Annotated in this window: 19 protein-coding genes; 10 read left to right on the plus strand and 9 right to left on the minus strand. The window is 68.0% G+C overall.

The genetic code is table 11. The annotated features are described in order from the left end of the window. Positions 1-26: 26 nt before the first annotated feature. Positions 27-1,562: a toll/interleukin-1 receptor domain-containing protein gene (locus LDL49_RS02100; RefSeq protein WP_225289139.1), complete on the minus strand. Its 1,536-nt coding sequence runs from the start codon at positions 1,560-1,562 to the stop codon at positions 27-29. Positions 1,563-1,748: 186 nt separating this feature from the next. Between LDL49_RS02100 and LDL49_RS02105 the strand changes: the two genes are divergently transcribed. The 5 genes from LDL49_RS02105 (at position 1,749) to metK (ending at position 7,916) form a co-directional block, all read left to right on the plus strand. Continuing rightward, a complete protein-coding gene (locus LDL49_RS02105) occupies positions 1,749-2,870 on the plus strand; it encodes an SIS domain-containing protein (RefSeq protein WP_225289140.1) in 1,122 nt (373 codons plus the stop codon). A gap of 2 nt (positions 2,871-2,872) precedes the next feature. Next, a complete protein-coding gene (locus LDL49_RS02110; protein ID WP_225289141.1) occupies positions 2,873-3,625 on the plus strand; it encodes an SDR family NAD(P)-dependent oxidoreductase in 753 nt (250 codons plus the stop codon). Beyond that, positions 3,622-4,767: a pyridoxal phosphate-dependent aminotransferase gene (locus tag LDL49_RS02115; protein WP_225289142.1), complete on the plus strand. Its 1,146-nt coding sequence runs from the start codon at positions 3,622-3,624 to the stop codon at positions 4,765-4,767. The genes LDL49_RS02110 and LDL49_RS02115 overlap by 4 nt, the downstream gene beginning before the upstream one ends. 2 nt (positions 4,768-4,769) lie before the next feature. Then, positions 4,770-6,560: a methionine--tRNA ligase gene (gene metG, locus LDL49_RS02120; RefSeq protein ID WP_225289143.1), complete on the plus strand. Its 1,791-nt coding sequence runs from the start codon at positions 4,770-4,772 to the stop codon at positions 6,558-6,560. A gap of 174 nt (positions 6,561-6,734) precedes the next feature. Continuing rightward, on the plus strand, positions 6,735-7,916 hold the full coding sequence (metK, locus tag LDL49_RS02125; RefSeq protein ID WP_225289144.1) for a methionine adenosyltransferase: 1,182 nt from the start codon (positions 6,735-6,737) through the stop codon (positions 7,914-7,916). Positions 7,917-7,959: 43 nt separating this feature from the next. Here the strand turns inward: metK and LDL49_RS02130 are convergent, their stop codons facing one another. Continuing rightward, on the minus strand, positions 7,960-9,252 hold the full coding sequence (locus LDL49_RS02130) for a helix-turn-helix domain-containing protein (protein ID WP_225289145.1): 1,293 nt from the start codon (positions 9,250-9,252) through the stop codon (positions 7,960-7,962). Positions 9,253-9,651: 399 nt separating this feature from the next. On the opposite strand from LDL49_RS02130, the gene LDL49_RS02135 reads away from it, so the two are divergent. Together LDL49_RS02135 and LDL49_RS02140 are read left to right on the plus strand one after the other, a co-directional pair. Further along, complete coding sequence (locus LDL49_RS02135; RefSeq protein ID WP_225289146.1) at positions 9,652-12,177, plus strand: toll/interleukin-1 receptor domain-containing protein; 2,526 nt, start codon at positions 9,652-9,654, stop codon at positions 12,175-12,177. Further along, positions 12,174-12,734: a hypothetical protein gene (locus LDL49_RS02140; RefSeq protein WP_225289147.1), complete on the plus strand. Its 561-nt coding sequence runs from the start codon at positions 12,174-12,176 to the stop codon at positions 12,732-12,734. Before LDL49_RS02135 ends, LDL49_RS02140 begins: the two co-directional genes overlap by 4 nt. On the opposite strand, the gene LDL49_RS02145 is transcribed toward LDL49_RS02140, so the two are convergent. Together LDL49_RS02145 and LDL49_RS02150 are read right to left on the minus strand one after the other, a co-directional pair. After that, positions 12,729-13,064 (minus strand): hypothetical protein, encoded by a 336-nt coding sequence (locus LDL49_RS02145; protein ID WP_225289148.1) that lies wholly within the window; start codon positions 13,062-13,064, stop codon positions 12,729-12,731. The two genes, LDL49_RS02140 and LDL49_RS02145, sit on opposite strands and share 6 nt — an antisense overlap. A gap of 108 nt (positions 13,065-13,172) precedes the next feature. Further along, positions 13,173-13,781 carry a hypothetical protein gene (locus LDL49_RS02150; protein ID WP_225289149.1) on the minus strand — a complete coding sequence of 203 codons (609 nt, stop codon included), beginning with the start codon at positions 13,779-13,781 and terminating at the stop codon, positions 13,173-13,175. Positions 13,782-14,084: 303 nt separating this feature from the next. Between LDL49_RS02150 and LDL49_RS02155 the strand changes: the two genes are divergently transcribed. Further along, a complete protein-coding gene (locus LDL49_RS02155) occupies positions 14,085-15,704 on the plus strand; it encodes a hypothetical protein (RefSeq protein ID WP_225289150.1) in 1,620 nt (539 codons plus the stop codon). A 475-nt stretch (positions 15,705-16,179) separates the two neighbouring features. Here the strand turns inward: LDL49_RS02155 and LDL49_RS02160 are convergent, their stop codons facing one another. Next, the gene (locus LDL49_RS02160; RefSeq protein WP_225289151.1) at positions 16,180-16,596 is read right to left on the minus strand and encodes a VOC family protein; all 417 of its coding nucleotides are present in this window, start codon (positions 16,594-16,596) and stop codon (positions 16,180-16,182) included. After that, the gene (locus LDL49_RS02165; protein WP_225289152.1) at positions 16,593-17,456 is read right to left on the minus strand and encodes a sigma-70 family RNA polymerase sigma factor; all 864 of its coding nucleotides are present in this window, start codon (positions 17,454-17,456) and stop codon (positions 16,593-16,595) included. The genes LDL49_RS02160 and LDL49_RS02165 overlap by 4 nt, the downstream gene beginning before the upstream one ends. Before the next feature lie 125 nt (positions 17,457-17,581). Here LDL49_RS02165 and LDL49_RS02170 point away from each other — a divergent pair, with 125 nt between their 5' ends. After that, the gene (locus tag LDL49_RS02170) at positions 17,582-17,995 is read left to right on the plus strand and encodes a VOC family protein (RefSeq protein WP_225289153.1); all 414 of its coding nucleotides are present in this window, start codon (positions 17,582-17,584) and stop codon (positions 17,993-17,995) included. Between the two features lie 294 nt (positions 17,996-18,289). On the opposite strand, the gene LDL49_RS02175 is transcribed toward LDL49_RS02170, so the two are convergent. The 3 genes from LDL49_RS02175 to LDL49_RS02185 all read right to left on the minus strand — a co-directional run bounded on the left by LDL49_RS02175 (position 18,290) and on the right by LDL49_RS02185 (position 22,240). Beyond that, the gene (locus tag LDL49_RS02175; RefSeq protein ID WP_225289154.1) at positions 18,290-19,024 is read right to left on the minus strand and encodes a FadR/GntR family transcriptional regulator; all 735 of its coding nucleotides are present in this window, start codon (positions 19,022-19,024) and stop codon (positions 18,290-18,292) included. 256 nt (positions 19,025-19,280) lie between these two features. Next, on the minus strand, positions 19,281-21,200 hold the full coding sequence (locus tag LDL49_RS02180; protein ID WP_225289155.1) for a sialidase family protein: 1,920 nt from the start codon (positions 21,198-21,200) through the stop codon (positions 19,281-19,283). 416 nt (positions 21,201-21,616) lie between these two features. Next, a complete protein-coding gene (locus LDL49_RS02185) occupies positions 21,617-22,240 on the minus strand; it encodes a phosphotransferase family protein (protein WP_225289156.1) in 624 nt (207 codons plus the stop codon). A gap of 158 nt (positions 22,241-22,398) precedes the next feature. On the opposite strand from LDL49_RS02185, the gene LDL49_RS02190 reads away from it, so the two are divergent. After that, the gene (locus tag LDL49_RS02190) at positions 22,399-22,800 is read left to right on the plus strand and encodes an NUDIX hydrolase (RefSeq protein ID WP_225289157.1); all 402 of its coding nucleotides are present in this window, start codon (positions 22,399-22,401) and stop codon (positions 22,798-22,800) included. Positions 22,801-22,820 lie beyond the last annotated feature (20 nt).

A 22,820-nucleotide genomic window follows, 5' to 3' on the forward strand; every position in this document is an offset into this window, starting at 1 on the left:
CAGCGCCTGGCGCAGCTGTCCATCATTCACGAACCGTGATGGTCTGACCGCGATCGAGGAGTCGGCGGACAGCGCGGCGGCGGCCTGGTCTTCCCCCAGCCGGTCGGGGCGGACAGAGTTGAGCGCCTGCGGTCCCGGATAGAGCCCTGGAGCCAGCGCACGAACCGCATGACGACGTCCCTGCCCTGATCTTCGAAGGTCGGCAGGAGACCGAGCAGCTCGACGGCGTCGTGCTCGGTCGCCGCCCCGAACAGGGTGGCGGCCGCGACGACGGAGTCGAGGCGGGCGCTGTGCGGATCGGCCAACTCGTAGGCGGCGCAGGTCCGCTTCCAATAGCGCCGTTCATGATGCAAGACCCGCGCCACCGGGTCCTCCTCCGGATCGGAGCTCTCGCCCTGAGTGTGTTCGTCGAGGAGCGCCGCCAGCGCGGCCGCGTGGACGTCCAGCACCCGGTCGTAGCGGTCGGTCTCGATGAGCGGCGGAGCGTCGAAGCCCTCGGCCGACTGTCCGATCCGTCCGGACATCGCGGCTAGCGCCCGTACGAACTCCGCGTGCCGGTCACGGACGCAGTCGGTCAGGGAGGTCAGCCGCTGTTCGACCATCCGCAGGAAGACGTCGGCGACCCGGTCGTCGGGGTGGTCATGCAGTTCCCGCATGCAGTCGCCGGCCGAGCGGGCGAGGAGGAGCACCCGCACAGGGTTGGCTCCGGCACCGCGTACAAGAGCGGCGACGAGGTCGCGCAGATGGGCCGTCCTGCCTTCGGCGTAGTCGACGACCAGCAGCAGCGGGGTGGAGACGGGGGCGACTCGGCCGAACATCTTCGCCGGGGTATCGTCGGCGATCACCCCGGCCAACCAGTTCCTCTCCCGGGCCAGTTCGCACAATCGCAGGGCGAGCCGAGTCTTGCCCTGCCCGGCTGGCGCCGTTATCAGCCGGGCCGCCTGCGCGGAAGGGCCGGCCATCCACATGTCCAGGTCCGAGAGCTCGGCCTCCCTGCCACTAAAGGGGACGACCCCGTACTCCGGGCGCAGCAGCATGCTTGGAAGGTAGGTCTCGGGGAGGGCGGTGGACGGCGCGAAGATTCCCGCTGCGGCGAGGGCGGGAGCCACCGCTGTCACCTGGCTCATGAGGTGGGCCATGTCTGAGCCGATATGCCGGTGCCGTAGGTAGACGGCTTGGCGGTCGGCGAGTTCCGCGATGTCGGATGGGAGATCGGCCTTGGCGGGCCGGGTGGCGCCAGTCAGCAGGACCGGGATCACCGGGATTCCCCGTTTGAGGGCGATGGAGATCTCTTTTCGCACCCAGTCGTCGGTCCGGTCGAGATGCCGGGTCCCGTCGGCGGTGGCGGCAGTCAGCCATTCGGGGCCGATAAGCGACAGCATGACGTCGCAGGTCGTGACGCCTTCGAGCAGTACCTCGTCGAAACGGACCCCGGCCTGGATGGTCCGGCTCGACCGGAACACAAGTTCGGAGCTGAAGATCGTGCCCAGAATCTCGTCCAGCACGACCGCGGCATATGACCCGGCGTCGGCCGAGCGGAAGTTCAAAAATATCCCGGACACGGCTCTTGATACTACTTACGGAAGAAACTGCCGTCTTGGTAACGGCGCGGTCCGCGGTCTCCGGAATGGACTTCGCGGGGTTTCCCGTTTCCTCATCGATCGGGGAAGGGGAAACCGCCGGAGTGTCTCTGGCCCGGACCTGATAATCGAGGCCAGACTCGACCGGAGAACCGGAAGGTAGCCACCATGCCCCTGCAGCCGCGCATCGCCAGATATTCCCAATTCATCAACGAGGAGTATCACTGCGGTTTTCTCAAGGGAAACGAGTATTCGTCGGACGAGTTCTCCGACGACTTAGCCCGACGCATCTCGGAAGGCGAGTTCAGCAGGATCGTCTTTACCGGAATGGGCTGCTCGGCGATCGTCTCCGACATCATCCGCGGTTATCTCAAGGAACAGAGGTCGTCGTTCGAGGTGCATGTGGTGAACGACTACGACTGGGACAGCCTGCTTCCTGGAAGTGTGGTGCACGACGCCGGGACGCTCTTCATCGTTAGCTCCTACAGCGGTTTCTCCCGGGAGCCGCTGCTGGCCCTCCAGCGCCTGCTTCCCCGCAAGGACCAGGTAGTGGTACTCACCTCGGGCGGCGACCTGGGCGACTTGGCGCGCGAGCACGGCATTTCGATCCTGCGCTGGCGGCTGCTGAACCCCGACCGGGAATATCCGCTCTTCCATGTGACCCAGTACTTCGCGATCCTCGTGGACTTCTTCGTCAAGGTGGGCATCCTCGGCCCGGAGTCGCTGACCGAGGTCCTTGGGCTGGCCTCGGCCGTCCGCGCCGACTTCGACGCGACGTGGACGGCACGCGCCCGCTCCTTGGGCAGGGAGAGCCGTGACGCCAACGTCGTCATGGTGGCGTCGCCGAAGTACCACGAGAGTCTGCTGAAGCTTTGCAAGATGCACCTGAACGAGATCGCCATGGTGCCGGCGACACGCAACTTCATCCACGAGTTCTGCCACAGCGAGGTGGCCTCCCTTTCCAACCCCGAACGGCGGCACAGTGTGCTGGTGTTCGTCTCCTCCGACGACGACCCCTACACCAAGGAGAAGGCCGCCAACCTCGCGGCGTTGTTGTCCGCGCCCCGTCCGGAGAACACGAACGTGGCCGTCCGCGTCGTCGAACTCGGCCAGCCGACGTTCGCGCGCCGCTTCTTCTGCGCGCTGCATCTGGTACAGGTTCTGACCCTCGAACTTGGCCGGTACCGCAACACCCGGTCCCGGGAGCTGATCTCCGAGGCGGCGGGCAATACCTGGTACCACCAGAGCACGATCAGCGCGGAGCGGCTGCCCGTCTCGGCGGGTTCCTGATCATGGAAGATCTCCAAGGGCAGGTCTCTCTGATCACCGGTGGCACCCGGGGCCTGGGACTGGCACTGGCGAGCGGATTAGCCCGGGCAGGGGCGAGGGTATACCTGATCGGGCGGTCCGCGGAGACGGTCGCCGAGGCGGTCAAAGGATTGCGGGCCTTGGGGTATGAGGCGGCGGGCGGCGCGTTCGACGTCGCCGCCGCCGACCGCGCCGACGAACTCGTCGACCGGGTGATCAGGGAGATGGGCCGTCTTGACATCCTGGTGAACAACGCGGGCGTCATCGAGCGGCGGCCGACGGCCGAGCTCGGGCTCGACTCCTGGCGAAGAGTACTCGACGTCAACCTCACTGGATCCTTCGCGCTGGCCCGCGCCGCGGGTCGAACGATGGTGCGGCGCGGCGAGGGGCGGATCGTCACGATCTCCTCGGTGCTCGGCAGGTCGGGCATGGCGGAGGTGGCGTCCTACGCCGCCAGCAAGGGCGCACTCGACCAGCTCACCCGCTGCCTCGCGGTCGAGTGGGCTGGGACCGGAGTCCGGGTTAACGCCATCGCCGCCGGCTATTTCGTCACCGAGCTCAGCGAACCGGCCCGAGAGGACCCGGTCAGGGGCCCGCGGCTGCTGGACCGGATTCCCGCCGGACGCTGGGGCCAACCGGAGGAGATCGTCGGCCCGCTGTTGTTCCTTGTCTCCCCGGCGGCGTCGTATGTCACCGGTTGTGTGCTCCCCGTGGACGGCGGATGGAGCGCGACATGAGGAACTCGCCGATCCGGGAGATCACCGCCAGATGCGTGGAGGCCGGGGCGATCAACCTGGCGCAGGGCCTGTGCCGGGTGGACCCGCCCGTGCCGCTGATCGAGGCAATGGCGCGGGCCGACCGTCTGGAGCACACCTACTCGGACGCGCGGGGCATCCCCGACCTGCGCCTCGCGATCGCGGAAAAGCTGGCGAGGGACAACGGCATCGAGGCCGATCCCGATACCCAGGTGCTCGTGACGGTGGGCACGTCGAGCGCCTTCTACGCCACCTTGCGGGCACATCTGCGGTCCGGCGACGAGGTCGTCCTCATCGAGCCGTTCTACAGCTACCACCGCGCCGCGATCGAGTTGTGCGGCATGACCCCGCGGGTGGCCCCGCTCTGCGGGCCCGGCCTGCGGCTGACCGAAGACACGCTCGCCGGGGCGGTCAGCGCGCGGACTCGCGCGATCGTGGTGTGTACCCCGGCCAACCCCAGCGGGAGACGCTTTGACCGCGCGGAGATCGCGGCGGTCGCGGCCCTGGCCAGAAGGCACGACCTGCTGGTGATCACCGATGAGATCTACGAATACATTCACTTCACGGACGCCGCCCATCTGTCACCGGCCACGGTGGAGGATCTCGCCGACCGCACAGTAACGATCAGCGGCCTGTCCAAGACTTTCAGCGTTCCGGGCTGGCGGCTCGGTTATCTGACCGGGCCGCCGCGCCTGGTGGATCCGGTCAGGGCGGTCTCGGACGTGATCTCCATCTGCGCTCCGGTGCCGTTACAGCGCCTCGCGTGCACGGCGCTCGGCCTGCCCACCGGCTATTACGCGGATCTGCGCCAGATGTACGCGCGGAAGAAGGAGATCATTGCGTCGGCGTTCAGGGAGACCGGCTGCACGGTGCCGGAGCCCGAGGGCTCCTACTACCTGTTCATCGGCTGTCTCCCGCTCGGCGTGGACACCGGGGCCGAGGCGGCCGAGCTGCTGCTCACTGAGGCCGGTGTCGGCGCCGTCCCTGGTGAGGCGTTCCATCTCGGGCCGCCGTCCGCGCCTCTCATCAGGATTTGCTTCTCCGCACCGGACGCCGAACTCCTCGATGCCGCCGCCCGGATCAGGAAACTCCGGCCCGGTACAATCAAGAAGGGTGTTGCTTGATCATGGCAGGTCAGAATGTCTTTACGGGCGTCGCGTGGCCCTACGCGAGCGGTCCTCGACATATCGGTCATGTTGCGGGCTTCGGTGTCCCGTCGGACGTGTTCAGCCGGTTCGAGAGGATGCGCGGCAACCACGTACTCATGGTGAGCGGCACCGACGAGCACGGCACGCCCATCCTCCTGGCGGCCGACGCCGCGGGGGTACGGGCGAAGGACATAGCTGACAAGTACAGCCGGGTGATCTCCGAGGATCTTTGCGGCCTAGGCCTGTCGTACGATCTCTTCACCCGGACGACGACCCGCAACCACTACTCGATCGTCCAAGAGATGTTCCGCGGCCTCCACGACAACGGCTACATCTTCTCGCGCTCGATGCTCGGCGCGATCTCACCGTCGACCGGTCGAACCCTGCCCGACCGCTACATCGAGGGGACCTGCCCGCACTGCGGTGACCCAGGCGCGCGGGGAGATCAGTGCGACCACTGCAGCAAGCAGCTCGATCCGATCGACCTCCTCCAGCCGCGCAGCCGGGTAAACGGCGAAACCCCCGCCTTTGTGAAGACCGAGCACTTCTTCCTCGACCTGCGCGCCTTCGGCGAGGTTCTCGGCGGCTGGCTGCAAACCCGGCAGGGGTGGCGTCCAAACGTCCTAAAGTTCACCATGAACCTGCTGAACGACCTGGCCCCTCGGGCGATTAGCCGCGACCTCGACTGGGGGGTGCCGATCCCGCTGGACGGCTGGGCCGACCGGCAGGACAAGCGCCTCTACGTCTGGTTCGATGCGGTCATCGGCTACATCGCGGGTTCGGTGGAGTGGGCTCGGCGCACCGGCGACCCGGACGCGTGGAAGGCCTGGTGGCACGATCCCGACGCCAGGGCCCACTACTTCATGGGCAAGGACAACGTCGTCTTCCACAGCGTCATGTGGCCGTCCATCCTGCTGGGATACAACGGAGAGGGGTCCAAGGGCGGGACGGCCGGACGGCTGGGCCGTCTGAACCTTCCCGAGCGGGTCGTCTCCAGCGAGTTCCTGACCATGGAAGGGCGGAAGTTCTCCTCTTCGCGTGACGTGGTCATCCACGTGCGCGACTTCCTGTCACGGTACTCGAGTGACTCGCTTCGCTACTATTTGGCCGCTGCGGGTCCGGAGACCGCCGACACCGACTTCACCTGGAGCGCATTCGTCAGCAGGAACAACGACGAACTCGTCGCCGGCTGGGGCAACCTGGTCAACCGGACGGTCTCGATGGCGGCCAAGTACTTCGGCGGTATCCCCGAGGCCGGGGCGCTGAACGACCTCGACCACGAGCTGTTGGCCTCCTCACGAGCGTCCTTCGGCCTGGTTGGTGACCTGCTGGAGCAACAGCGGCAGCGGGCGGCGCTGGCGGCCGTGATGAAGGTGGTGGCGAGTGCGAACAAGTACACCTCCGAGCAGCGGCCCTGGGCGTTGCACGGCTCGGATCCCGAACGCGCCGCCACGGTTGTGCACGTCGCGCTCCAGGTCGTCGACGACTGCAAGAGCCTGCTCACCCCGTTTCTGCCCGAGTCCTCCGAACGAGTGCACCGGATCCTGGGGGGATCCGCGCCCTGGTCAGGGATGCCGGAACTGCGGGAGGTCGAGGAGGACGGCGAAACCTACACCGTGCTCATGGGCGACTATTCGACGAGCGCGGTGTGGAAGTCGGTGCCGATTAAGCCGGGAATACCGCTGAGCGCGCCGGGACTGCTTTTCCAGAAACTCGACTCGGCAATCGTGGAGGATGAGCTCGAACGTATGGGCGGGGGGGCGGGATAACCCTGGGGACGGGTGGGGCAGCGGGCCGGGAAGGGCCCGCTCCCTGCTCGTTTTACGCCCTTTCCCGTTTCCCGTTTCCCGTTTCCTAAGGATGGGGGACGCGGGCAACCAGGGAGATCGGAGCTGGTTTTCTCGACAATGGACTGAAATGTTCCATCTCGATGGGAGCCGAAATTGAGACGTCTGTTCACCTCCGAATCCGTGACCGAAGGACATCCGGACAAGATGGCCGACCAGATCAGCGACGCCGTCCTCGACGCGATGCTGACCAAGGACGCCCAGAGCAGGGTGGCTGTCGAGACTCTGCTGGCAACGGGGCAGGTTCACCTCGCGGGGGAGGTCAGGACCACCGCGAACGTCGACATTCAGTCGGTCGTTCGGCAGAAGATCGTCGAGATCGGCTACGACTCCTCCGAGAAGGGCTTCGACGGCCGCACCTGCGGTGTCTCGGTGTCGATCGGTGCCCAGTCCCCCGACATCGCTCTGGGCGTCGACGGCTTGGCCGACGGCGTCCCGGCTGAGAACGACGACCTCCAGGGCGCGGGCGACCAGGGCCTGATGTTCGGCTACGCCACGAACGAGACCCCCGAGATGATGCCACTGTCCATCGTGCTGGCGCACCGATTGGCCCAGCGGCTGGCCGAGGTCCGCAAGAGCGGTGAGCTGGCCTACCTCCGCCCCGACGGGAAGACCCAGGTGACCCTTGAGTACGAGGGGCAGCGTGCGGTGCGGGTCGACACCGTGGTGGTCTCCAGCCAGCACGCCGGGAACATCGACCTCCAGAGCCTGCTGGAACCCGACATCAAGGAGTTCGTCGTCGATCCCGTCCTCACTGAGTTCGGCCTGAACGACGGCGGCCACCGGCTTTTGGTTAACCCGACGGGCCGCTTCGAGGTCGGGGGACCGATGGGCGACGCCGGACTGACCGGCCGAAAGATCATCGTGGACTCCTACGGCGGCATGGCCCGGCACGGCGGCGGCGCGTTCTCGGGGAAGGATCCATCCAAGGTCGACCGGTCGGGCGCCTACGCTATGCGGTGGGTGGCGAAGAACATCGTCTCGGCGGAGCTGGCCGAGCGGGCAGAGATTCAAGTCGCCTACGCGATCGGCCGGGCCCGGCCAGTGGGGGTGTTCGTCGAGACGTTCGGCACCGAGCGGGTGCCCGTCGAGCGGATCCAGGAGGCGGTGGTCGCGGTCTTCGACCTGCGGCCTGCGTCGATCATCAGGGAACTCGACCTGCTCCGGCCGATCTACCAGAAGACCGCGGCCTACGGCCACTTCGGCCGCCACGAACCTGAGTTCACCTGGGAGTCGCCCGGCCGGGCGAAGGAACTCGCCAGTGAGGCCGGGCTCTGATCCGGGGACGGCCGGGGATGGCCGGAGACGGGCCCCTGGGCCGTCACACCCGTTCGGCGCCGCGGCTGAGCCGGTCGAGCCGGGGCAGCAGTTCCCGGACGGGCGAATGGCCGCGCCACCGGCTGAGCCCCTGGCGGAGCCGCCTCAGATCGGTCCTGATCGTCGCGGAGTCCACCGCGGTGGCCAGGTCGAGCACTTCGGACGCGGTCTCGCAGGCTTGGGTCACCTCGCCCATGGCGTACAGGGACAGGGCGTAGCGGGCGCCGTAGCGAGCGCGGCTGCGCTGCGCGTTGGGGGGAAGCACGGCCACGGTGCGGGTCAGGTGCTCGGCGGCTTGGCGGGGGCGGCCGAGGTCGTAGAAGCACCAGCCCAAGGCCGCTTCCACCGGGTTGATCACGTGCATCGATCCGAGAGTGGGACGGACGGATTCTCCGTCGGCCCGCTCGATGTCGCCGAGCAAGCCGGCGGCGGCCTCGAGGTTCTTCAGACAGTTGGAAAGGTCTCCGGTGAGCGCGTGTCCCTGAGCGAGGCGCTGCAGCGCCAGTCCCCGCACCCGCGGCGAGGCCGACCGGTGGGTGAGCGCGTGCTCGGCCAGGTCGATCACGCCCTGGCCGTCGTCTTCGTACAGGCGGATCAGAGCAAGGCGGATGAGGGCGTAGGCGGGGATGTCCTTGTCACCACTTTCCTCGGCCAGTGCGGCGGCGTCGAGGGTGAACTCCTCGGCCATCTCGCGTTCCCCGCTCTCCTGGGCGAGCCAGCCGGCGTACTCGGCATAGTGGGCGGCGAGAAGGAGGAAACCGTCGCGTTCGCCTCGCCGGGTGGCCTGCGCCAGCGCCTTCAGCGCGTGGATCTGGGGCACGATGCTAAGCAGGAGCCCTCTCGGGCCGACGGTCTGCCCTACCCGCCGAATCGCCGTGAGCATGTCCGCGTGCGCGGCCTTCGTGGGTTCCAGCGCTGTTGGGTGGGAGCCGTGCAGCCGAATCACCGCGGTGGGGGTCGGCGGCAGTCCGAAGCCCGGGGTGTTCATCGCGATGACTCTGGCCTGGCCGTCGGCGTTCAGCTCGATCACCCAGGAGCGGTCCTGGCGGGCCGGATGTGGAGGCGCGGCGGTGTCCGGGGCATCCTGCGGAAGGACGAGGCGGGCGAGGGCATTCCCGGCGCCGAGAAGCGCGTCGAACCGCACGGCCATCTCCCGGCTCGGCTTCTTGAGGCCGTTCTCAATTTTACTGAGATGCCCTTTGCTGTAGTGGGCTATTTCCGCGAACTGCCCGAGAGAGATGCCCGCGGCCTCACGTCGCCGCCGCAATTCAATTCCGAAGTCTTCCGATCTTTCCATCAAGGTCGTCCAAGGTTCGCAATGGGGTACCTGGGTGATAATTTCAGCCGGGATTTCGGTTCTCAGGGATTCTAGTCGACGGTCTTAGCGGGCACTGTATCACGGCCGCATTCTGGTCCTGTGTTCTCTATCGGAGGTTCCAAAACAATGATTTACTCCGACCGGAAAGGCGACAAGATGTCATGAGGAGAATCGGGGGAGATAATGTCTTTACGGCGTTGTGGGCCGTGCTCTTCGGTCTCTGTCTTATCGGGGGGGCGGTGGCGTTGACTCTTCGGCGCGACCTGCCGGGCGGAGAAAGGTGGGCGTCCGCTGCTGTCCTCTTGCTGATCGGAGCGTACCTGCTCTTTCTCGCGGCGCGGGAGATCCGCTCCCGCCGTCCTCCCAGGAGATGACACGATGACCGGGGTATTCATCAACTATCGCAACCAGGATGAGCCCTGGGCCGCGGGTCTGATCGACGTCGAACTGTGCGCGCGGTTCGGCAAGGACAACGTTTTCCGGGCGAGCCGTTCTGTGGAGGCCGGCGACTTCCAGCCGCAGATCCTCGACCGGCTCCACACCTCGTCGGCTTTAGTGGCGGTCATCGGGTCGGGGTGGGCCTCGGTTCGCGGCGAGGGCGGCCGACCCCGGCTGGAGGAACCGGAGGACTGGGTCCGTCGGGAGATCGAGATTGCTCTCGCCGAGGGCATTCCGATCATCCCCGTCCTGGTGAACGCGCAGATGCCGGCCAGGTCTGCCATCCCGGAGAGCATCGGCGAGTTGACCGTCCAGAACCACACCAGGCTCCACCACCGCACGCTTGAGACCGACCTCGAACGGCTCGCCCGCATGATCGAGCGACTGCTTCCCGAACTGGGGCTGCGCGACGTCGTCGGGAAGGACCGGCGGCCGCCGCGCACCAACCGCCCGAGTGCCCTGCTCGATCCGCGCGAGAAAGTCGTCCCCTTCCGTGACCGGGGCGGCGACGCCGACACGCTGACGGACCGCTGCCGGGACGTCTCCGATTCCCCGGCCATACTGCTGACCGGGCCCGCCGGGGTGGGCAAGACGCGGCTCGCCGTCGAGGTGTGCCGTCGTCTCGAAGCCGAGAACTGGACGGTCGGCTTCGTGCCGCCAGGCCTGCCCGCCGAGACCCTGCGCCGGGTCAGGAAGGCGCGCGGCCCCGCACTGCTGGTCGTCGACGAGGCGGAAACCAGGACCACACAGATTGACGCCGTATTGACTGCGGTCCTGGGACGTTCGCCCAACCTACCGAGGGTGGCGGTGCTTGCGCTCGCCCGCACGCCGGGCGACTGGTTCGAGGAGATCCAGGACGTCGAGTGGGGTGGGCTGCTCGCACCGTCGGTCGCCCAGATGGAACTGACGGCGGGCGACGGCGCCACCGAGTACACCTGGGCGCTGCGGGCCTATGCGAGGGAGCTGCGGATGCCGGTGCCGGAACTCGCGGAAAGGAAGACTGGCTTCGGCACGCCGCTCGAGGCGCACGAGGCGGCCTTGTCCGATCTGCTCGGAACGTCAGGCTCGGCGGACTTGCTGGCGCGCGAACGTGTCTATTGGAACCACCTGGCCGACCTGTACGAGCTGCTCGATCCGCACAGGGCACGGTGCGCGCAGGTGCTGGCCGTCGGCTGCTTGTTCGGTGCGGACGATGACGCCGAGGCGGTCCACACCCTCAGCCTCCTGCCCACCTTCCGCGGGGGGGAGCCGAACCCGGAGTCGGTCCAGCGTTACGCCGACTGGGCGCGCGGAGTCTATCCCGGCGATAAGGCGCTCAACGGGACTCCATCGGCCAGTCTGACCAGGGGAATTGTCGTCGACGCGCTGCGCCGGACCCCCACCCTGCTCGACATGCTGGGCGAGGTCTCCGACCGGCAGGCCGTCCGGGCGCTTGGCGTGCTCGCAGGGGTGCTCGACCACCATCCGCGCCTCGCGCCGGAGCTGGTGGCGGCGTTGCGCGCGGCGCCCGCCCGTCTGCTTCCGCTGTGCGTCGTGGTCGCGGCTGCGACGCCGTTGCCCGACCCCTTCGTGGCCGCCATGACCGAGGCGCTGGACGGCCTGGACGACGCGCCGCTCGCGGAGGTGACGGCGAGCCTGCCCCAGCGCAGTGTCACGCTCGGGACCTACGCTCTGGCATGTGAGGGTCTGGCCTGGCGCCGGTCGTCGGGCGAGGAGGCCGTCCGCCTGGGCCTGCGGTTCGCCGCCCGGGCGGTCGCCCAGTCGGCGCGGCTGGAGGAGGCCCGCTCGGCAGCCGAGGTGGCCGTGTCCGCCTTGCTCGGCGGCGTCGCCGCTGCAGAGGCGTACGCGACCCTTGCGCTTGTGCGGGACGCGCTCGGCCAGTCGGGCGAGGCGATCGAGGCGGGGGAACGGGCGGTGGAGGCGTACCGGTCGGAGGGAAACCCCGGGAAGGCGGGCCTGACGACGGCGCTCCACAACCAGGCGGTGCGTACCCGGGTCGCGGGCGTGGTCGAGAAGGCCCACGCCTACGCACGGGAGGCGGTCCTCCTCGCGACCGCCCTGGCCGAGGACGACCGCCGGACCTACACCTCGCTGCTCGCCGACACCCTCGACAACTTGGGGGCGGCGGCCGCGCAGAACGGTGACCTCGACGAGGCTCTCATCGAGGCCGAGAAGGCCGTCGCCCTCCGACGGGAACTGTCGGCGCGCCGCCCGGACGCCTATGTGGCGGCGCTCGCGGGCGCCCTCAACTCGCTGGGTGTCGTCAGACGCCTGGCCGGCGACCGGGACGGGGCCCGACGGGTCCTAGAGGAGGCCGTCAACCTCCTGGGCCCCTGGGTGAAGCGCCATCCCGAACGGTTCGCCGACGATCTGACCACGATCACCCGCAACCGAGCGGCTTTGGGTGACGAGCCCGCTGACAGCTTCGAGCCGGGGGAACCGGCCGACCCGGAGAAGGAACGATGAACAAAGAGAACGACGGCATCGAGGCGATCCTGAGCCGGTCGGAGGCCCCGATCGGAACAGTCCGGGCGCCTGAGCTGAAGCGGCTTGCGATGGCGGCGGGGTGCGCCGACCCCGACGACTTCATCGCCGCGACGGCTAAGGTGTGCGGCCTGACCTGGGATCGGGGCGAGCGCCCGACCGACGAGTGGTTCGAACTGCACCCCGACGAGTGGAGCTTGGACCTGGACACCGAGCACAACCGCGGTGGGCTCTTCCAGGTGCTCGTCGCTGCCTGGCTGGTCGAGGCCGGATGGGCGGACAACTCCATCGCCTGGGTCGCCCAGGTGCTGCCGGCCGCCACCGACCTGGCGGCGGCGGTGGTCGTTCCCGGTGCCTGGCCCGTCCGGGTGGAGATCCCAGTCACCGGCGGGGCACTGCCCGCCCATCTCACCGAGACCGTTCATCCGCTGGACTACGGCGACTTCCTCCAGGCCATGGGCGACGCGGCGGACGAGGGCACGACGGCGGAGCCGACGCCAGGCATCAGGCTGCTTCTCACCAGGCCCGCACCGTCATGACCGCAGGCCGAACCGGATACCCTCCCCAGCCGTGTGCGCGAGGATGAGATCGAGAACGTCCTGGTGCTCGTTGAGGAAAGTGCCGTCCTCACGGATCTTGCCGTCCGGCCCGTAGAGTTCGTCGAGGGTGGTGGCCTTGTGGATGCGGACGCCCGTGTGGGAGAGCGGGCGGATCATGAGGGGCGACGTTGCCCGCTCCTCGTTGTCCAGCCTGCCGATCAGGAATGGCGCGACCCGTCCAAACGACTCGATGTGCAGGAACACGTGGTGGAAGAGGCTTCCCGGGGTCGCCGGCCAGTGGTCGAGGTGTTCCACCAGCGGTACGTCCAAGATCAGCGCGGAGGGGACGCCTCCCAGGACGTTCGCCCGGTCCTCCAGCGTCAGCGGAACGGCGGTGGCCAGAGGGACGCCGGTAGCTAGCGGTGCTCGGCCGGAACGTCAGCGCGGAGAATCCGCGCGGGAAGGGTCGGCGACGGAGAACACCTCGAACTCGATGTTCTCCAGGACGATGCCGCGCGCCTGGGCGGGCCGGCTCCGCCTGGTCGCCTCGACGCCGAGGGTTCGGGCGAGGCGCCGGGCCGTGGTCACGAGATGAGGCGTCCGGTCCAGGTGGCCGTTGACCGGCAGCGTCGAGCCGGGGCCGAGAGCGGCGGCCTCGTACATCGCCTTGTTCGCCGTGTTCCACCACTTCTCCAGCTCCACATCGAACATCTCGGCGATGAGGGAGTCGGCCTCCACCGGCTGTCTCGTCCTGGGGTCGGGATGGGTAACCTCTGGCCTGCGCAAAGGACAACGCCGCAACCGCATGAAACGGGAGTCGGGCAGTTCGCGCTCCCGGAGCCGGGCGATGGTGAAGCCGTCGAAACCGGCTTCGAGGACCCGGTCGATGATCGTCGTCTGCATGCAGGCGCGGGCAAGCGCGTGGCCCGCGTGGAAACGAAGGTAGGGGCTGGTGATCGACTCGGCGAGAGCGGTCATGGCGTCGAAGTAGCGGGCGTAGGAAGGGAAGAGGTCGATGACCTCCTCGCGGCTCCAGCCGAGGGCCATCAAGAGCACCTAAGAGGCGAAGACTTCCTGGCCTGGGTGCTGGCCTGGGTCAGCACCCAGGCCAGGTCACTGTAGCCCACCCGGCCGGTGGTGGCTCCCAGGGAGTGGAAGACCCGGGTGACGGCTCCAAAGCTCGTCGAGTGCTGGAGCTGCTGGTGGTGCGACTCGTGGCTTGACACGAACTGCGCGGTGCGGGGATTGTCGCCGGGTCGATGCAGGTGACAGACGTCATGCTCAAACCAGCCGGAATGGCGTATTCGCTCATGGTGCCACGCGACGGGTGTGGCGGGGAGGAGGTACGGCATGGACGAAGTGCCTGACCCGGACGACCACATCCTGTGGTTCTTCCCGGAGGAGAAGGCCCAGCACGGGCGCGGTCGGTTCGGCCAGGACCACTGGCAGGTCACCCCCGGCGGGTTGGACGACGAGATCGTCAGCAGAATGATCACCCTGCACGAGGCGGGCCACATGGCCCTCAACAGTTCGACTGCCTGGGGCGGGGTGCTTCAGGCCGTCCTGGTGGCTTCCCGGTCTTCCCCGGACTCGCGGTTCACTGCGCTCCTCGGGAAACTCGTCGGAGCCTGCCGCCTCACCCACGAGGCCTACGCGACCCACTCCAGCGTTTTCGACCTCACCCGGACGACTGGGGTCGAGCCGCAGGTGCTGCTCTCCGGTTATCCCGGCTACTGGGAGCACCTGGGCAGAGCCCTCGCGGCCGGATCATTGATGCCCGACGTGGACGGTTCATCCTGGCCCTACTGGAGGGCGGTCGCCGTCACCAGCGCGCTGGCCGTCTGCATGCAGACTCCCGCTCTGGAGCAACTCGTGGAGCGGGGGATCACGCGATTCCACCTCGCCGACGTGCCCGAGCGGCACCGCCCCGACTGGCGGTTCGGCCTGCTGCGACGCACCGCGGACGACCTGTGGGCGGGGTTTGGGGCGGCCTTCGCGAAGGACGCCTGGGCGGAGATCGACGGCACCATGGCGGCCGATCCACTTGCGCGGCTTCCCGAACTGAAGCTGTTCTGGTCGCGCCTGCGCCGCTTGGCGATCGAGCGGGTGAGCCTCCACTTCGAGGCGCTCGGGCACCCCGCCCCGCGTACCCCCGAGGTGCGGGAACTCAAACGGCGCATGGTCGAGCTGCTGCGGACGGAATTCTCCCTCCCGATCACCTTTGACACCGACTCCGAACTGGGGACCTTTGGTTTCTTCGACCGTGAACGGATCAGGCCGGGTGCACGTCCCGAAGCGGTGCTCCTGCCCCTGACGGAAGCGGTGGAACCGGAACGCCTCCTCTCAGGGGGACGACCCGACCGGCACATCTACGTCATCGCCCGGCGGCTGAGTGATCTGGCCGACCGGTACCGGCTGACGGCCGGGGCCACCCGGGACCGGGTCATCGTGGCCGTCCAGGTACGGCGCCAGCGATCGGACGGGGTGGACGTCGTCGAGTTGTACGAACTCGACGATCCGGCGCGGCTAAGGTTCCTGGCGGGGCTCGGCGGTGATCATGGAGTCCTGGCGAACGTGTCCTTAGCCTGCGCCGCCGACGACGCGTGGCGGGTGGTCTGGAGGGGGCCACTGGAGGAGTCGTGCCATGTCACTCATGTCGTCGATCTGCCGTTCACGGACTGTGTGCGGGCCTGGATGCAGTCCGGGCACCGGTTCCGGTACGTGGTGCAGGGCTTTTCGGCGCTCGATGGAAGGCATGTGGTGCTTGCCGTCCGGATCGGGGACGAGGCGCCGCTTCTGACGCTCTGCACGCCGACCGCCGGCTTCGCGCTGTCGGAATTCATCGTGCGTGCGGCGCCGTCGCCAATAGAGCCCGATTCCGCCGCGCTGGGAAATGATCCGAATCTTGTCGCGCTCGCGGCAGTCCACCTCGCTGAGGAAGGGACGATTTACCGTTCGCCGGAGCCCTGAGCGGCGGTGTGTCAGGTCGGGACACGTGATGCGGACTCTCCATGCGAATGCCGGGCTTCGGGCCTTGGCAATCCTCGCGCGTGATGTGGTTCGTGCTTCACTCAGGATCGCCCGGCTGCCGGCGATCACGGGCATTTTCAGGGCACATGGCGGTGTAGGACTACATCACGCGATGGCAGAGCATGGCAGCGTCATCGCACTTCAGGAAGCTGTATGCCTGTAACCCGTTAAGCTCGAAAGCATGCCACGTTAGAACCCGGCCTACAGGCCGACTCGTCTCACATCCCTGGCATCACTTGGCATCGGTCCTCGGGACGATGACCCGCGCCCATACGGTGAACTTGTCCACAAGCTTGAGGATGAACTCACGACCGCATGCGAAGAACGGCAGCACCACGAAGGCCACCCCCCCTTTCCGCGCCCGAGGTCTTCAGGGTGCCTGGCGGTCCCTCGCGGTGTGTGCCTGGACCACCTGTCATGGCTGGGTGAATCGCAGCATGTTGCCGGAGGGGTCGAGGAAGGCACAATCGCGGACGCCCTCGGGCTGATTGATCGGTTCTTGCATCACCTCAGCGCCCGCGGCCTCGACGTGCTCGAAGATGGCGTCGCAGTTGTCAGTTAGGAAGACGAGACGGCCCAGCAGGCCCTTGGCCAGCAGGTCTGCGATCGCCTGCCGGTCGGCCGGCGAGACTCCTGGGTCCGTGCCGGGGGATTCGAGGACGATCCGCGCGCCCGGCTGCGACGGCGGGCCGACGCTCACCCAGCGCATCCCCTCAGACCCGTCGTCGTCGCGTACCTCGAAGCCGAGCACGTCGCGGTAGAAGCCGAGCGCCTCGTTGAGGTCGTGGACGGTGAGGGTGCAAGCGGAGAGCTTGAGATCCGTACGGCTCAACGTCGCTCCTTGTCGCCGGCGGTAAGGATGACGATGTCGAGGTCGCGGAGCCGGTCGGCGTCGGTGTCGATGTCGATGCGGGTGATCTTCTCGTCGTCGATGGTGAACGTGAGGACGGCCTTCGGCCGGCCGAGGTGCGACCAGACGGCCGCCGGTACCCCGTCGACCAGAGCGAGCCGGGCGGCCTGGGCTCGTCCGGCGAAGAAGGCCGCCACCGCCTGGTCGCCGCGGACCTCGCCGACCACGGCGTCCGGATCGAGCAGCTCGAGCAGGGCGGCGAAGTCCCCGCCTCGGGAGGCGGCGAGGAAGGCCTCGACGATGTCCCGCTTCGCCGAGCGTGCGGCGTCGGATGCCCCGGCCGCTCCTTGCACCCGGCGCCGGGCCCGGCTGGCGAGTTGCCGGGCCGCCACCGGGGAGCGGTCGATGATGGTGCCGATCTCGGCGAACGACACGGCGAAGACGTCGTGCAAGACGAACGCGAGCCGCTCGGCGGGAGTCAGCGTGTCCAGCACCACCATCAGCGCGACCCCGACCGAATCGGCCAGCAGCGCCTCCTCCTCGGGGCTGGCGTGGCCTGGAGGGTGGATACCGGCGTCCGGTTCGGGCGGCAGCGCCCCGGCCGAGTCTTCACGCCGGCTCCGGCGTGCGTCGAGCATGTTCAGGCAGACCCGGGCGACGACCGTGGTCAGCCACCCCGCCGGATTCTCCACCTGGCCGGTGTCGGCGCGGCTGACCCGCAGCCACGCCTCCTGCACCGCGTCCTCGGCCTCGCCGGCTGAGCCGAGCATCCGGTAGGCCACCGCTCGCAAGCGGTCCTGGTGCTCGGCGAACCGCTCGCTCACCCAGTCCTGGTCAGTCATCCGTCACGTTCCTCCGTCCGGGCCTGTCATACCAATTGACCGGCGAACCCACGCCGGTGTGACATCCGGGCCTGGCTCGGATGTTCGGGCAGCACGTACATCTGAAGCACAAAAGGAGACAAGGCATGAAAGCGCACGTCAGCTCGATCCTCCTCGGCGTCCGGGATATGGACCAGGCCAAGCGGTTCTACACCGAGGGGCTCGGCTGGAAGGTCAAGGACGACTACGGCATCTCGGTGTTCTTCGAATCGGACGGAGCCTCGCCCGTCGGCTTCTACGGTCGCGATGGCCTGGCCTCCCAGGTGGGTACGAGCCCGGAGGGCAGCGGCTTCAGCGGGCTGGTCCTCACGTACGTCGTCCGTAGTGAGGCGCGAGTCGACGAGGTCATGGCGGAGGCCGAGAAGGCCGGCGCCACGATCCTCAAGCCCGCCGGCGCCCTGCCGTGGGGCGGGTACGGCGGCTCCTTCGCGGACCCGGACGGCTACATCTGGAGTCTCGCCTACAGCGCCCAGGGAAAGGACCAGCCCTACGCGGAGTAGCAATGCCTCTGGCGAGTGTGGGTGACGCGGCCATCGCCGGGCACGTCGGCCGGACTCCTCTGAACGGATGGTCCCGCGGCATGATCGGTACCGACGAGTAGGTTCGGCGTCGACGCGGGACCGTGTCGACGCCGAACCACCGCGCGTTGTCGGACGCCCATTCACGAACTCAAAAGATGCGCCCTGGCGAAGACGTCGAACCGGGCCTCGCGGCTGTCCTCCCGAGTGCCGACGGCGAGTGCCTACGCCCCATCGCCGACGGCGGCCGTCAGGCCCTCGGCTTAGGCATGGACATCAGCCGTCGGCCTGGCGTGACCGGGTATGGCCGGGCGGCCGGGTCGGGTCGGCCGCGGATACGGGCCGGGCCTCCGCCCGCGCGATGCGCGCCTTGACGTCGCGGAAGTGCAGCCGCATCGCCTCCCGGGCGGCCTCGGCGTCCTGAGCGCGGAGCGCCGCAACGATCCGGCGGTGGTTGACGACGATCTCCGCGCTCCGCTCCTCCGGTGGGCCGAGTGTCGGCTCGACCTGGTGGTAGACGTCCCAGAACAGGCCGATCAGCTGCAGCACCAACTCGTTGCCGCACAACTCGTACAGCAGCGCGTGGAACGCCCGATCGGCTTCCGGGTCCCGGTCCATGCCGTTGACCAGGGCGTCCAACGCGGCGAGCCGGGCGGCGCTGGTGCTCTGGGCCACCTGGCCGACCAGCCCGGTCTCGAGCAGTTCGCGGACCTCGACCAGATCCTGCAGCGCGCGGACCCCGCCGCCCGGCCCCGAACGTACCCGGAAGGCAAGCGACGGGGTCAGCACGTCGAGCGGCGCGTGCCCGACGAACGTCCCATGACCGTGCCGGATCTCGACGATGCCCAGCGCCCGCAGGGCCCGTACGGCCTCGCGGACGGTGTTGCGGCTCGCCCCCAGCAGGTCCATCAGTTGCACTTCGGTCGGCATCGGTGACCCGGGGGCCAGTCCGCGCTCGTGGATCAGGGCGACGATGCGCTCCTGAAGCGACGTGCCGTCGCGCATACGCATGCTGCCCCTAGGCTCGTCGAAGTCCTTATGTCCAAACATCCCACCTCTTGATATTGGAAGGCCAGGCGGAGCAGGAAAATTTACGCCGACGACACAGATGGGCAACCGGACGGACGTTGCCGGTTCCCGCGCGTTCGAGACGCAGCATGTCCTTCGCTGCCGGGTGTCCATGGCCGGCAGCGAAGGACATCGTCAAGGCACGGCGATGACGCCCGCGTGACCTCGCGAGCGCCATCGCCAAGCGGTTCGTGTCCCTTTAGCCGACGTGATCGAACGGCAGCCGCAGCCCGAGCCGGCCGCCGATCGGGAGGTTCCACCGTCGGATCACGTCCAGCTCGTGGGCCGTGAGGGCGCGCCGGTAGACGCGTACCTCGTCCAGCGTCCCGCGGAAGCGGTCCACACCGTCCAGCCGCTGTCCGATGTGGATTCCCTCGAGCCCGAACTCCTTGCCGAGGGTCAGTGAACCGGCCGGCGCCGTCGCCGACGAAACCTGTACGCCGTCCACCAGGAGCCGGAGCTCGCCACTTACCCGCTGGAGCGCCACGAAGTGCCACTGCCCGTCGTTGTACGCGCTCGGCGACTGTACGGTCACGTTGAACCGGTCGACGGAGAGGACCGCTCGGATGCGGTTGCTGGCCGGTTCGGCCCGCAGCCACAGCGCCGGCGGGTTGGTGCCCCTGTTCACCCGGTGGAACCAGAGGATCGTGTGCGCGCCGGTCTGCTCCGAGTACCGGATCCAGGAGGTCAGCGTGAAGTCCTTCGCGCCGAGGTCGAGGGAGTCGTCGTACGGCACCTCCACCCGGTCGTCCACCCGGTCCAGGGCCAGCCCGTTGCCGAACCGCCCGTCGGTGGTCTGCGCACCCCCGCGGACATACGCTTCGTTGCGGTATGGCGACTTGTCCGGCGTCGTCGGGCCGGGCGCCGGGGGGCCGGGGATGCCAGGCGGGGTGCCGTTCGGCGTCTCCAGGTAGGCCTCGTTGAACCGCGCGAACCGGATCTGCTCGTACGGCGTGATGGTGCCGGCCTCGTACATCAAGGCCGCCTCGTCGCCGTCCAGGCGCACCATGTCCGAGTACGCCGACGGCCCCCAGGAGAAGACCTTGCCCTCGTTCCAGGTCTCGAAGCTGCGCCCCTCGTCGTAGGACGACCGGATCCCCATCGCTTCCCGGGCGCCCGGGTGCATCGGCGCGGAGAAGAGGATGCGCTCTTTGCTGAACCGCAGCAGCGACGCCTGGATGTCGGTCGTCGCCAGCGCCGGCATGGTGCGGAACGGCGCGTCCCACGTCTCGCCGCTGTCGCTGCTGGTCGCGTACGCCCGGCTGCCCTCGTCGGTGCCGCGCTCGCGGGCCGAGGCGTAGATCCGCCCGTCGGTGAGCTCGATGACGGTGACCTCCTGGGCGATGACCGTTCCGTCATCGCGGGACGTCTCGGCGCCGATGTTCCAGGTCACCCCGCTGTCGTCGCTGTAGAGCAGGTGCGTGCCGTAGACGTGCTTGCCGACCCGGTCCCAGCTTTCGAAACTCGCCCCGACGACCAGCCGGCCGGCGTGCGGGCCGAGCTTGAGCTGGATGCCGTGCATCGGGCCGGTGGCGTACCAGAAGTTCCACTCCGGACGCTTGCCCTCGGTCATCTCCCTGGCGGCCGACCAGGTCGCCCCGTGGTCGTCACTGAACTGCACCCAGGGGTCGCGGTCACAGCCGTTCGGGCACGGCTCCCCACCGTTGTGGGTGCTCACCAGCACGATCCGCCCGGTGCGCTCGTCAACGATCGGCACCGGGTTGCCGTGAGTCGTACCGTTGCCCTCCGAGATCACCTGCAGTGGTCCCCAGGTCCGCCCGCCGTCGGCGGAACGGCGCAGCACGAGGTCGATGTCCTCGTCGTCGCCGCAGTCCTTCACCCGCCCCTCGGCGAACGCCAGGACCATGCCGTTCGTGGCCCGCACCACGGCGGGGATCCGGAAGCAGCCGTATCCGAAGTCGCCCTGCTTGTAGAGCACCTGCTCGTCCACGAACGGCGCGGTGTCGCCCGTTGCACCGGCCTGGGAGCTGTCCGCCGGCGCCGCGGTCGCCGGCGCGCCTAACCCGCTGACGAGTAAACCGGCGAGCACCACTACGGCGCCCGCCCGGCGGCGCCAGGAGCGCCCGGTACGGACCTCTGGGGGGTGACCATCGTGCATGTCCTTGCCCTTCCTGACAGGAGACAGTCATGGAGGGGACATCCTACGTCCAACGTTGGATGTTTAACAGATGATGAATGTAGGATGTTCGTGAGTGAGCGAAGGTGTCCGCGAGCTGATCGTCCGGCTGGCCTGAGAGAATCCATCGTGGGGACATCGGCACATGCGCGGCTCGGCCAGCTCGTACGGGACGTCACGCAGGTAGAGCTCGTAGTCGTCGTCGATATCGGACGAGGGCCGACCGCTGCGTGCCGACCAGTCGGGATCACGGCTTCCGCGTAGTCCCAGAGCTCCGCCTGCGGATCGGACATGTGAAGGTCTACGGCGACTGTGTCGTGCCCGCGACCGTGCAGTTCGGCTTCTAGCAGGTGCCAGTCGAAGCCGCTGCCGCATAGACCATGCTTGGAGCAGTCTGGTCAGGGAAATTCACGATGGTAAATGCGCCGTCCATCGCGGCGTGGGCTCCGGCCGAGCGGAATCGGCCCTCTACAGAAGTCCACGACACCGACGTTGGTTCCGTCCCACAGATAGTTGGCCAGGTTCCCGTCACCGGTGCCGAACACCGGACTGCCCGGCTGGGCCAGCAGCCCCTCCAACATGGGCTGCTGCACCCAGTTCCCAGCGTCGCGAAACGCGTCCCTGACCGCAGGTTCCGCATCAGAAGGCGCCGCCGCCACCCACCATGATCGAACTTGATCGAGCAGTTCGACTGGATGCCCGGCTCGATCGGGAACCCGCTCCAGCACACGCTGAGGGATCGCCTGCTGGACTCCCGTGACGGCGTCGGCCAGCGCGTCCGCCAGTTGTCCCTTGATCGGCCCCTCCACGGCGGCGCCGCCGAGTCGGGACATCACCACGGTTGGCGGGTCGGCCTCCAGGTCGGCCTTCACCGGCGCCGGCGCGAGTCCAGGTGAATACTCGTTGAGCAGCTCCAACGCTCGCCATTCCCGCTCAGGCTGGCCATAGTCCAGCCGTCGGTACCGCTTGATCACGACATCGGACCGCACTTCGATCGTGTGCTTGCTCGCCTGGGTGTCCATGCACTCTCCGATCTTGTTGTCGTGGTTTATCGGTACGTGCGCGATGGGCGCCCCTCGCGCCGTCGCCCTGGTACGCGCCGGAGCCGCCTCCAGTCATGCCAGACTCATCCGAACGACCGGACGAAGCGGCCGTTCTCAACCAGCGAGGGGGACGCACGATGGCCATCATCATCGACAAGATCGCCTGGATCCACCTGCGGGACGGCAGAATCCTCAGCACTCGCTCACGCGGCAAGGACGTCTACTACCTCCCTGGCGGCAAGCGCGAACCCGGCGAAACCGATCTCGACACCCTCGTTCGCGAGATCGATGAGGAACTGTCCGTCGCCATCAACCCCGCCACAGCCACCCACGTGGGCACTTACCAGGCGCAGGCACACGGCCACGCCGACGGCGTTGCCGTACAGATGACCTGCTACACCGCCGATCACCACGGAACACCCACTCCCAGCAGCGAGATCGAAGAAGTCATCTGGCTGACGTACGCCGCCCGCGATCGTGTAGCCCCCGTGGACCAGATCATCTTCGATCACCTGCACGAGACCGGCCAGCTTCACTGACTCAAGAGCCGCTTTCCGGG

Origin of the sequence: Nonomuraea aurantiaca (assembly GCF_020215705.1) — a bacterium.
Lineage (GTDB): Bacteria > Actinomycetota > Actinomycetes > Streptosporangiales > Streptosporangiaceae > Nonomuraea > Nonomuraea aurantiaca.

Excerpts from the sequence above, each read along its gene's own strand:
- LDL49_RS02105 (WP_225289140.1), top strand. The coding sequence starts at position 1,749 with ATGCCCCTGCAGCCGCGCATCGCCAGATATTCCCAATTCATCAACGAG.
- LDL49_RS02110 (WP_225289141.1), top strand. The coding sequence starts at position 2,873 with ATGGAAGATCTCCAAGGGCAGGTCTCTCTGATCACCGGTGGCACCCGG.
- LDL49_RS02115 (WP_225289142.1), top strand. The coding sequence starts at position 3,622 with ATGAGGAACTCGCCGATCCGGGAGATCACCGCCAGATGCGTGGAGGCC.
- metG (WP_225289143.1), top strand. The coding sequence starts at position 4,770 with ATGGCAGGTCAGAATGTCTTTACGGGCGTCGCGTGGCCCTACGCGAGC.
- LDL49_RS02130 (WP_225289145.1), bottom strand. The coding sequence starts at position 9,252 with ATGGAAAGATCGGAAGACTTCGGAATTGAATTGCGGCGGCGACGTGAG.
- LDL49_RS02135 (WP_225289146.1), top strand. The coding sequence starts at position 9,652 with ATGACCGGGGTATTCATCAACTATCGCAACCAGGATGAGCCCTGGGCC.
- LDL49_RS02140 (WP_225289147.1), top strand. The coding sequence starts at position 12,174 with ATGAACAAAGAGAACGACGGCATCGAGGCGATCCTGAGCCGGTCGGAG.
- LDL49_RS02150 (WP_225289149.1), bottom strand. The coding sequence starts at position 13,781 with ATGGCCCTCGGCTGGAGCCGCGAGGAGGTCATCGACCTCTTCCCTTCC.
- LDL49_RS02155 (WP_225289150.1), top strand. The coding sequence starts at position 14,085 with ATGGACGAAGTGCCTGACCCGGACGACCACATCCTGTGGTTCTTCCCG.
- LDL49_RS02165 (WP_225289152.1), bottom strand. The coding sequence starts at position 17,456 with ATGACTGACCAGGACTGGGTGAGCGAGCGGTTCGCCGAGCACCAGGAC.
- LDL49_RS02170 (WP_225289153.1), top strand. The coding sequence starts at position 17,582 with ATGAAAGCGCACGTCAGCTCGATCCTCCTCGGCGTCCGGGATATGGAC.
- LDL49_RS02175 (WP_225289154.1), bottom strand. The coding sequence starts at position 19,024 with ATGCGTATGCGCGACGGCACGTCGCTTCAGGAGCGCATCGTCGCCCTG.
- LDL49_RS02180 (WP_225289155.1), bottom strand. The coding sequence starts at position 21,200 with ATGCACGATGGTCACCCCCCAGAGGTCCGTACCGGGCGCTCCTGGCGC.
- LDL49_RS02185 (WP_225289156.1), bottom strand. The coding sequence starts at position 22,240 with ATGGACACCCAGGCGAGCAAGCACACGATCGAAGTGCGGTCCGATGTC.
- LDL49_RS02190 (WP_225289157.1), top strand. The coding sequence starts at position 22,399 with ATGGCCATCATCATCGACAAGATCGCCTGGATCCACCTGCGGGACGGC.